The 8,615-nt window shown below is 39.9% G+C and carries 13 protein-coding genes; 6 read left to right on the top strand and 7 right to left on the bottom strand.

What is annotated here, in order from left to right; all coding sequences use genetic code 11:
• Window positions 1-74: 74 nt before the first annotated feature.
• Window positions 75-164: a YjcZ family sporulation protein gene (locus tag IEE86_RS15230; RefSeq protein WP_034647786.1), complete on the top strand. Its 90-nt coding sequence runs from the start codon at window positions 75-77 to the stop codon at window positions 162-164.
• 53 nt (window positions 165-217) lie between these two features.
• Here the strand turns inward: IEE86_RS15230 and IEE86_RS19405 are convergent, their stop codons facing one another.
• Window positions 218-403 (bottom strand): hypothetical protein, encoded by a 186-nt coding sequence (locus IEE86_RS19405; RefSeq protein ID WP_072368131.1) that lies wholly within the window; start codon window positions 401-403, stop codon window positions 218-220.
• Between the two features lie 82 nt (window positions 404-485).
• Complete coding sequence (locus IEE86_RS15235) at window positions 486-1,004, bottom strand: DUF3267 domain-containing protein (RefSeq protein ID WP_191097978.1); 519 nt, start codon at window positions 1,002-1,004, stop codon at window positions 486-488.
• Window positions 1,005-1,235: 231 nt separating this feature from the next.
• On the opposite strand from IEE86_RS15235, the gene IEE86_RS15240 reads away from it, so the two are divergent.
• Window positions 1,236-1,580 carry a YhaI family protein gene (locus tag IEE86_RS15240; RefSeq protein ID WP_191097979.1) on the top strand — a complete coding sequence of 115 codons (345 nt, stop codon included), beginning with the start codon at window positions 1,236-1,238 and terminating at the stop codon, window positions 1,578-1,580.
• Here the strand turns inward: IEE86_RS15240 and IEE86_RS15245 are convergent.
• Both IEE86_RS15245 and IEE86_RS15250 read right to left on the bottom strand, forming a co-directional pair.
• Entirely contained in the window at window positions 1,558-2,169 is a 612-nt protein-coding gene (locus IEE86_RS15245; RefSeq protein ID WP_191097980.1) for an HTH-type transcriptional regulator Hpr, read from the bottom strand. The two genes, IEE86_RS15240 and IEE86_RS15245, sit on opposite strands and share 23 nt — an antisense overlap.
• Before the next feature lie 187 nt (window positions 2,170-2,356).
• Window positions 2,357-2,713 carry a YtxH domain-containing protein gene (locus IEE86_RS15250; RefSeq protein ID WP_191097981.1) on the bottom strand — a complete coding sequence of 119 codons (357 nt, stop codon included), beginning with the start codon at window positions 2,711-2,713 and terminating at the stop codon, window positions 2,357-2,359.
• A gap of 128 nt (window positions 2,714-2,841) precedes the next feature.
• Between IEE86_RS15250 and yhzF the strand changes: the two genes are divergently transcribed.
• The gene (gene yhzF, locus IEE86_RS15255) at window positions 2,842-3,033 is read left to right on the top strand and encodes a membrane protein YhzF (RefSeq protein ID WP_003211362.1); all 192 of its coding nucleotides are present in this window, start codon (window positions 2,842-2,844) and stop codon (window positions 3,031-3,033) included.
• Between the two features lie 48 nt (window positions 3,034-3,081).
• On the opposite strand, the gene IEE86_RS15260 is transcribed toward yhzF, so the two are convergent.
• The 3 genes from IEE86_RS15260 to IEE86_RS15270 all read right to left on the bottom strand — a co-directional run bounded on the left by IEE86_RS15260 (window position 3,082) and on the right by IEE86_RS15270 (window position 5,396).
• On the bottom strand, window positions 3,082-3,600 hold the full coding sequence (locus IEE86_RS15260) for a tryptophan transporter (protein ID WP_191097982.1): 519 nt from the start codon (window positions 3,598-3,600) through the stop codon (window positions 3,082-3,084).
• A gap of 127 nt (window positions 3,601-3,727) precedes the next feature.
• Window positions 3,728-4,807, bottom strand: a complete 1,080-nt coding sequence (gene serC, locus IEE86_RS15265; protein WP_191097983.1) for a 3-phosphoserine/phosphohydroxythreonine transaminase — start codon at window positions 4,805-4,807, stop codon at window positions 3,728-3,730.
• A gap of 160 nt (window positions 4,808-4,967) precedes the next feature.
• On the bottom strand, window positions 4,968-5,396 hold the full coding sequence (locus IEE86_RS15270) for an HIT family protein (protein ID WP_191097984.1): 429 nt from the start codon (window positions 5,394-5,396) through the stop codon (window positions 4,968-4,970).
• Window positions 5,397-5,883: 487 nt separating this feature from the next.
• On the opposite strand from IEE86_RS15270, the gene IEE86_RS15275 reads away from it, so the two are divergent.
• The 3 genes from IEE86_RS15275 to IEE86_RS15285 are packed head-to-tail and all read left to right on the top strand — an operon-like array spanning window position 5,884 to window position 8,598.
• A complete protein-coding gene (locus IEE86_RS15275; RefSeq protein ID WP_191097985.1) occupies window positions 5,884-6,624 on the top strand; it encodes an ABC transporter ATP-binding protein in 741 nt (246 codons plus the stop codon).
• Entirely contained in the window at window positions 6,617-7,837 is a 1,221-nt protein-coding gene (locus IEE86_RS15280) for an ABC transporter permease (protein WP_191097986.1), read from the top strand. Before IEE86_RS15275 ends, IEE86_RS15280 begins: the two co-directional genes overlap by 8 nt.
• 53 nt (window positions 7,838-7,890) lie before the next feature.
• Entirely contained in the window at window positions 7,891-8,598 is a 708-nt protein-coding gene (locus IEE86_RS15285; protein WP_191097987.1) for an EcsC family protein, read from the top strand.
• The last annotated feature ends 17 nt before the right edge of the window (window positions 8,599-8,615 follow it).

Consider the following 8,615-nt stretch of genomic DNA (forward strand, 5'->3'; position numbering starts at 1 on the left):
TGCCTAGACGTTTTCAATTTTTCTGCATACACTGAGCTTAGAACAGAGGAAGAACTGGCAGGAGGTGTTTTCATATGGGAGGAGAAGTCTTTGCTGGCGGTTTTGCACTAGTCGTCGTGTTATTCATCTTATTGATCATTATCGGTGCATCTTGGATTTACTAATAGATAATAAAACACAAAAAGCTGCCCTCAAACCGGCAGCTTTTGCTTTGATCTTAAATAGAAATGGTAATTTCAACAAATGATGAGATCAGTAAGATCAGTATCGATACATTGATAAAGCGAAACACCTTATCTTGCCGTTCTTCAGGAATCTCTCTGACAAGGCATAATGTATTAGTAAGCCTGTTTATTGAATACACAATAAACGCGGCAAAGACGATGAAGTAAAATAAAACTATCGGAGATCCCCCCTCTCTATGCTATTCCCATACTACATTACCAAATTTTTTATGAAAAAGATAGAAGTTGGCTTTAAAAACCTCATGATGAGGATGTTTGGTCAACTAAAATATCAAACTCGTCTTGGGCTTGATCGATGATACAGGATTTTGGTGCTTTCAGCAGTTTCCATGCAAATAAAAAGTCAGGCAAACAATAGCCTGCATGAATACTTGCGATGATGATAAAATAGTGTGCGTACATTGGAAACGCCACGCCTAAAACAAAGTAAACAGGGGAGATAACACAAAACGGGCTGAGTAGTGAGAAAATCATCACTCTCTTTGGCACGCGCTGCCAGCAATTTCGTTTAAATAACGTCATTTTTTTCTTGTTTTTCATTACTGGGATCAAGTGAACCAAACGGTGGACAAGCAATGTTGCAAGTAAAAGCACAGCAAAAAGAGGTGCATTGTGACTGCTTAGTCTCGTTTCAGGATGAGTCAGTTGAAAACATAAAAATGCCATAATGAAAAAAAGTATAGCAAGACTTATTGCTGAAATCATCATTCTTGTATAACCATAATCCTTTTCAAGATTAATGGTCTTCCAACAATTCATTTTTCATCCTTCCAATCTACAATTCTAATTGAATATCTCAAGATAATTTACTCTTCCTGAGGATAAAAATCAATGGTTTTGGTGAAAAAAAATAAAATGTTACATTCATACGGAATAAAGAGAGGAAACTTTGGGTTTTTCAAGAAAAAAAGACATAAGGGGAGGTTCGTCTCTTTCGTCAATGAGTAATTTCGGCTAAAATAGAAAGACTAAGAGAAAGAGGGAACGTACATGAGTATTGAGGAACGAATGAGCCAGCTTGAATATTATATGGAACTTTTACTGACGGTAACTGATATGAGCCGTTATCCATATTATGCGCTATTGATCCGGCAGCGTGTATCGAAAGAAGAGGCCAAGGACATTGAGCGTATTTGTGCTGAGCTTTCAGATGAAATGGACAAGCAAAAAGCACAAGGTTATGTCATGTTTGACGAGCTCCTTGCGCTTTTTGCGGGACAGTTAATTGAAAAGCTGGATGTTCATGAGACCATATTTGCTTTACATGATCAAGGGCTGTTTCAGCCGTTAATGAATGAATTTATAAAGATCATTAAACAATTTGATTTGATTTAGTCGCTTTTTCTGCTGAGTCTTCAAGCTCCTCAGGCTTTTTCGTGACTTTTCCTTGCTCATTCAAAAAGTCTCTCTCAATGTTTGAAAACGATTTCTCAAAAATCTCCATGAAATCCTCGCCATAAATATTTCGGATAATACACATCATTTCTAAAATTTCAGGAAACTTTCCGTAAATGTCATGAAGCGGCTGCGCGCCTTTGACAATACCAGTTCGAGCCGGGTCATAATCTTCGAGTAGTTTATGGAATGTCTCTTCGCCTTTTGGCGTTAGCTCAATATACGTATTGCGTTTATCGTTTAACTTTTTAGAAAATTTTAAAAATCCTCTTTCCTCCAGTTTTTTAGAGAAGTTAAACGCCGTTGATACATGCATGACGCCAAACTTTGCAATTTCTGATATTGAAGCTCCTTTTAGTTGATACGCAATCCACAAAATATGATGTTCATTAATATTCAGGTTATACGGTTTGATCCACTGTTGCCAGTCTTTCTCAATGGATTTCCAAAGAGCCTTGCTCAATTGGGCCATTCTTTGACTGAATAAAAGTGCTTCTTTTACATCGAAAGGCTGTTCCGAATGATTCATCCATTTCACCTACTTCTCTTTTTCTTGTAATTCTATTATGCCAATAAAATAAAGATTAATAAAGCTGAAAATTCAAGAATTTTTAAAAGTCATGAAAAACATTGACAAAATAACCTTTTTTCAACAAAAAAAGTGCGGGATACGCACCCCGCACACTTTTGTAAACGAATATTTATTTGTGAGTATATTAGTTTTGTAAGGTTTTCTCCAGTTGTTTGAGCTTTTCCTCAATTTCCTGAATTTCCTTTTGTAAGTCCTGCTGATGAGGTTTTATTTCCTCGCGCCATTGCTGAATCGATGTTTGCAATTCAGTCCCGACTTCTTTAATGACCTCTGCACTTTCTTTTGCCGTTTCAACAATTTGCTCTTTTAAAGCTTGTCCATCTCTTTTTAATCTTGTCAGTGTATCTTCGAATTTGTCATAGCTGTCTTTCATCTTTCCGCGTACATCTCTACCAGAAGAGGGAGTCGTCAGGAGCACTGCCGCACCTCCGAGGAGACCGCCTACAAATAATCCTGTTAATAAAGAACGTCCACTAGCCATTCAAATCACCTCTAGTCAAATTTTACACATTCGCATGTTCTCTCTGAGCTAACGATCAGCTTCATTGAACTTCCATACATAGCTTGCTTTATTTTAGCATACTTTTGAAGAAAAGGGAGGGGAGAAGGTTGTCTGTCTTTCTGTTCGTTTTTACGTGTATCGGTGTCGTTTTCACAGGTGGTTCCATTCATTATGCAAGACAGCTTGGGTATGCAGGGTCTTATCCGCCAAAACATGTATTAAAGCAAAAAGCACTTGTGTGTGCGGCAGGTGCAGGGATTTCGCTCCTCATTTTACTGTTAACCCTTTTTCTTTTATAAAAGCATGAAAAAAACCTCTTCATCTAACATGAAGAGGTTCGTTATTCGTTAAGCAACTTCTATCATTCTTGCACGCCTCAGAATGGACTGAGCAATCGGGAAGACAAATACCATGGCGATGGTATTAATAACGGCTGCTGGCAGGACAACGCCTACAAGTAGTGCCGGTAATGCAGCTGGCAGTCCAGTGATCAATAAAGCGGCAGATAGGAAAATCACGCCGGATACGATGGTTCCAATCGCAGTTAACGCAGCGGTCAGCACAACCTTGTTCTTAATCTTCTGGCAAGATAAGAAAAGGGCTAGGAAGATAAAGGCTGTCACTGGTTTATCAATCATATTTGGAATTTGTCCGCCTGGGAAACCCGTTGTTAATGCAGAAATGACCCCAGTCACTAGCGCAATAACAACTACATGCTGTACCTTTGGAAAAAGGATGATGCTTAAAAACATCATGACCAGCATCATATCAGGTTTCATACCGAAAAAGATGGGCGGGAAAATCGTATGCAACACAGCTCCCATTGCTGCAAGCAATGACATAATCACTAATTCTTTTGTTTTCATTTCTATGCTCTCCTCTGCTAAGCTCTTATAGGACTCTCCAATAATATGGCTCATCATTTATTGCAAGAGTCATGACTTTATTATTCTCGTTATTATAACAAATTTATTTCTCGATAGAAAAGCCTTTTTACTCATTTTCTTGCTGGAACTTTTTCATAAAGTCCGCAAGCTTTTGGCAGTCTTCAATTGAAACCGCATTGTAAATAGAGGCTCTACATCCGCCGACAGAGCGGTGTCCTGCAAGTCCTACCATCTGTTCTTGTTTGGCTTTCTCCACAAAGGACGCAGTGAGTGCATCATCACGAAGGGTAAACGTGACATTCATATGCGAACGGCTGTCTGCGCGTGCATGTCCTTTGTAAAAACCGCCGCTTTGGTCAATCGTATCATAAAGAAGCGCTGCTTTTTGTTCATTGCGTTTTTCCGCTGCTTCTACGCCGCCAGCATTTTTCACATGCTCAAGGACAAGAGACAGCATATAAATCGCAAACGTCGGTGGTGTGTGATAAAGAGAATTGGCTTTTGCATGTGTTGTATATTTTAATATTTTAGGTGTGCTGCTTTTTTCTTTCTCTAATAAACGTTTGCGCGCGATCACAATCGTGATACCAGAAGGCCCTAGATTTTTTTGTGCCCCGGCATAAATGAAATCAAATGAAGAAACGTCTATTTTTTTGCTGAGAATATCACTGGACATATCCGCAATGAGCGGGATTGGTGTGTCTGGGAACGTTTTCCACTGTGTGCCGAAGATCGTATTGTTTGATGTGATGTGCAAGTAAGCTCCGTCTGTTAAACCTGAAGCATTTACATCTGGAATATACGAATAATTATCATCTTCACTTGAGGCAAACACAGATGTTTCACCAAAGCCTTTTGCTTCTGACAAGGCTTTTTCTGACCAAGCGCCTGTTTGAATGAAATGAGCCGTTTCGCCTTCATGTAAGAAGTTCATCGGTATCATCGCAAATTGAAGACTCGCTCCGCCTTGTAAAAAGAGGACTTCATAATCTTCTGGAATGTCCATCAGCTCCACCAAAAGCGCTTTTGCTTTATTGTGGACTTCTTCATATTCACCGCTGCGATGAGAAAGCTCCATCACAGACATCCCGGTTTGTTTAAAATCAACAAGTTCTTCCTGTGCTTTTTGAAGCACTTCTAGCGGCAGTGCCGCCGGACCAGCATTAAAATTCGTCGTTCGCTTCATCACAATCTCTCCCTATTTCTCGCGTTAATGGATCAAAAGATAAAACCATCCTATCACAAATTTGAAGCATTTGGACAAAAAATTTGAATCGTTCTAAATATCTTACTATTCAGTGGGCAAGCACCTGAAAAGGGGCAGAAATAAGAAAAAACCTCATCTATTAAGATGAGGTAAGCCGCGTGTGGATAGCAGAAGAAATGTCTGTTAAATCCTCTGACGTATATTGATCTTGATGTGACTTCCATACGGCACCAAAGCCATCGCCTTTGCCGTAGCGCGGAATGATATGCATATGATAATGGAACACAGATTGTCCGGCTTTTTCACCGTTGTTGTTCAGGAGGTTTAAGCCAATTGGTTCAAATTCCTGTTTGATTGCCCTTGCAATTTTCGGAATCGCTTGGAAGTAGTGATTAGACACTTCTGGTGTCATCTCATAGATGTTTTCTTTATGTATTTTTGGGATGACAAGAGTATGTCCTTTTGTTACTTGGCTTATATCAAGAAAAGCCAATACATGCTCGTCCTCATATACTTTTGCGCATGGAATGTCTCCATCAATGATCTTGCAAAAAATGCAGTCGCTCACGCCATGTCACTCCTCATTATTTTTCCTTTATCGTATCACAAAAAGAAGCAAAAAAGAAAACAGGACAAGCGAACTCCTTTGGTCGCTCATCCTGCTCCTGTAGAAGAAATGCAGATGCTTTCATACGTTACGCCTTTTGAATTCTCTATTTACTGGAATAAAGAATTCATATGCCTGCTATTTCTGCCGTAAACACCTCATTTGACGTTTTGGTTTGTCGTATACATATTGTATAGGACACAAAAATCAAGAATCAGTGAAGCAAAACAGAAGCTAAGGTTTTGAGATGAAAAACCAACTTGTCATGCGGTTCTTTGCCTTTAACAAACACCTCATTTACTTATTGGTCATCAAGTTCATTTCTTCTACATACATTATGATGACCAAGGTGCCTATTTTTTATTCATGACTAGTCTATAGGTAAACATTTCAAATTATCGTTCGTTTTTGTTACTATAAAGGAAAAAAGAAAGAAAGGAACGAATTTATGTCCCTTCTCACTGTAAAAGATGTAACGGGTGGATATACAAAGAATCCCGTTCTGAAAAATATTTCATTTGAATTAGAAAGAAATCAAATCGTCGGTCTCATTGGTTTAAATGGAGCGGGTAAAAGCACAACCATTCGTCATATCATCGGTTTGATGAAACCGCATAAAGGTGTCATTGAGCTGAATGGACGAACCCTTCAAGACGATCAAGAGGCGTATCGCTCGCAATTTACCTTTATTCCAGAAACACCTGTTTTATATGAAGAGTTAACATTAAAAGAGCATTTAGAGCTGACAGCGATGGCTTATGGTCTTTCAAAGGAACAACTAGAAGAACGTCTGCCCTCATTGCTGAAAGAATTTAGAATGGAGAAACGGTTGAAATGGTTCCCTGCTCATTTTTCTAAGGGAATGAAGCAGAAGGTCATGATTATGTGTGCGTTCCTTGTTGAGCCAGAGCTGTATATCATCGATGAACCGTTTTTAGGGCTTGATCCTCTTGCGATAAATGCCCTTTTGGAACGAATGAATGCTGCAAAGAAAAGCGGCGCTAGTGTGCTGATGTCAACGCATATTTTGGCGACAGCTGAACGTTATTGTGATTCCTTTATTATTTTGCATGAAGGCGAAATCAGAGCGAAAGGAACACTGACAGAGCTAAGAGAACAGTTCAGCATGAGAGATGCGACACTCGATGATCTTTATTTGGAATTAACAAAGGAAGAAAGCTATGAGTAAAACAACGCAAACCATTTGGAAATCTCGATTAGAGGAACATGTGCAAGACACAAGAAAATATTTAAAATACATGTTCAATGATCATCTTGTTATTGTACTTATTTTTTTCCTTGCAGGAGGAGCGAGCTGGTACAGTAATTGGCTTAAACATATTCCGCCTCACTTCCCATCATACTGGGTCATGGCAGTTGTTTTCTCATTGGTGTTGACAAGCTCTTACGTACGTACGTTGATCAAAGAGGCAGATCTCGTGTTTTTGCTTCCTTTGGAAGGGAAGATGGAGCCTTATTTAAAAAACGCCTTTAACTTTAGCTTCCTTTCGCAGCTGTTTCCTTTGATTGCCGTATCGATTATTGCACTACCCCTTTATTCGGCTGTGTCTTCAGGAGACCTTATTCTTTATGTGTTGATTTTGGCGCAAATGATTTTGGTCAAGGGCCTGAATACAGCGATTCAGTGGAGAATCACTTATTTTCAAGGAAAACACGTCAGATGGCTTGATGCAGTGTGTCGTTTTTTATTGAATATGTTTCTAATGTATACCGTTTTACAGGCAGCCTATGCGATTGCGATTGTTTTTTATCTTTTATATGCCGTTTATCTCATTTACTTAACAAATGCAGTGAAAAAACAACCTTTTCAATGGGAATTGCATATTTCAGATGAATTAAAACGGAAACAGCGCTTTTATCGTTTGGCGAACTTATTTACAGATGTTCCTCATTTAAAGAAACAGGTGAAAAGAAGAGCGTACATGGACTGGATCTTGCAGTTTGTTCCTTATGAGCAGCGTAAAACTTTTTCTTACATGTATGTAAGGGCGTTTTTACGTTCCAATGACTATTTTGGTCTTGTGTTTAGATTAACGGTCGTGTTTGTGCTGATTATTTTGTATACAGGTGCAGCAGGATGGGTGGGCGCGTTACTTGTTTTGTTCACCGTATTTATTACAGGTGTACAGCTTGTCCCGTTAACGAAGCACTTTGCCCATCTTTCGTTACAGGCACTTTATCCGGTTGCTCAGCAAGAAAAGGATCGAAGCTTCTTTGTTCTCGTCCGTAATGTACTCATCATCCAATCGATTTTGCTGAGCTGTGCGGCATTCAGAGCAGGAGGATGGCAGGGAAGTGGACTTGCCCTTCTCATTTCCTTGGCATTTGTGCTTGTCCTCTTCAAGCCTTACGTCCATAGTCGATTAAAAAAGATGAGATAAGTGGAGATATGTTCTATGCAGCGAGCGTATGATGACATCAAGGAGGGAACCGGATGAATGCAGCTGAGCGGGAATTGTATGAAGAAGCCATTCTTTTTCAAACACGTTTTTTGAGAAAGCCTTCAAAGCTCGAACGGTTTTCAAAAGGAGTTCAGCAGCAGGTGAACCGCCGAATTCCTGCTCGATTTCATCAAGTCATCACAAGTGCGGTCAAGTCAATGGTCGAATCCACCGTATCGGGGACGCACTTCACTTCATTTTCAGTCATCGATGAACAATTAACGATCGTCGAACGAAATGAGCTGGCAAAGGAGAAAGTGAAGTATTATCAAAAGGCAGCGGCGCTAGAAGGGATTGGAACAGGTGCAGGTGGTTTATTCCTTGGAATGGCAGACTTTCCGCTGCTGCTTAGCATTAAGATGAAATGTCTTTATGAACTGGCTTGTATTTATGGCTTTGATTTGTCTCAAAAAGAGGAACGGCTCTTTTTGCTCTGTATCTTTCAACTTGCCTTTTCCAGCAGTGCACATCGTCAAAAGATGATGAAGGTCATCGATCATTGGGAAAGTAGCCGGGAGGAAATGGATTGGTACAGCTTTCAGCAGGAGTATCGAGATTACATTGACCTTGTGAAGCTGTTTCAATTAATGCCGGTCGTCGGTGCGGCTGTTGGCGGGGTGGCGAATCATCAGCTGACAGGACAGCTCGGAGATGTTGCACGCCATGTGTTTCACTTGCGCGTGTTGAAAGAATTGACATAGAAAAGCCGCTGGCGGGC

The organism is Bacillus crepusculi (genome assembly GCF_014764715.1).
Lineage (GTDB): Bacteria > Bacillota > Bacilli > Bacillales > Bacillaceae > Bacillus.

What these genes read in the sequence shown, in the direction of transcription:
- IEE86_RS15230 (WP_034647786.1), top strand. Translation starts at nt 75, where the DNA reads ATGGGAGGAGAAGTCTTTGCTGGCGGTTTTGCACTAGTCGTCGTGTTA.
- IEE86_RS15235 (WP_191097978.1), bottom strand. Translation starts at nt 1,004, where the DNA reads ATGAATTGTTGGAAGACCATTAATCTTGAAAAGGATTATGGTTATACA.
- IEE86_RS15240 (WP_191097979.1), top strand. Translation starts at nt 1,236, where the DNA reads ATGAGTATTGAGGAACGAATGAGCCAGCTTGAATATTATATGGAACTT.
- IEE86_RS15245 (WP_191097980.1), bottom strand. Translation starts at nt 2,169, where the DNA reads ATGAATCATTCGGAACAGCCTTTCGATGTAAAAGAAGCACTTTTATTC.
- IEE86_RS15250 (WP_191097981.1), bottom strand. Translation starts at nt 2,713, where the DNA reads ATGGCTAGTGGACGTTCTTTATTAACAGGATTATTTGTAGGCGGTCTC.
- IEE86_RS15260 (WP_191097982.1), bottom strand. Translation starts at nt 3,600, where the DNA reads ATGAAAACAAAAGAATTAGTGATTATGTCATTGCTTGCAGCAATGGGA.
- serC (WP_191097983.1), bottom strand. Translation starts at nt 4,807, where the DNA reads ATGAAGCGAACGACGAATTTTAATGCTGGTCCGGCGGCACTGCCGCTA.
- IEE86_RS15275 (WP_191097985.1), top strand. Translation starts at nt 5,884, where the DNA reads ATGTCCCTTCTCACTGTAAAAGATGTAACGGGTGGATATACAAAGAAT.
- IEE86_RS15280 (WP_191097986.1), top strand. Translation starts at nt 6,617, where the DNA reads ATGAGTAAAACAACGCAAACCATTTGGAAATCTCGATTAGAGGAACAT.
- IEE86_RS15285 (WP_191097987.1), top strand. Translation starts at nt 7,891, where the DNA reads ATGAATGCAGCTGAGCGGGAATTGTATGAAGAAGCCATTCTTTTTCAA.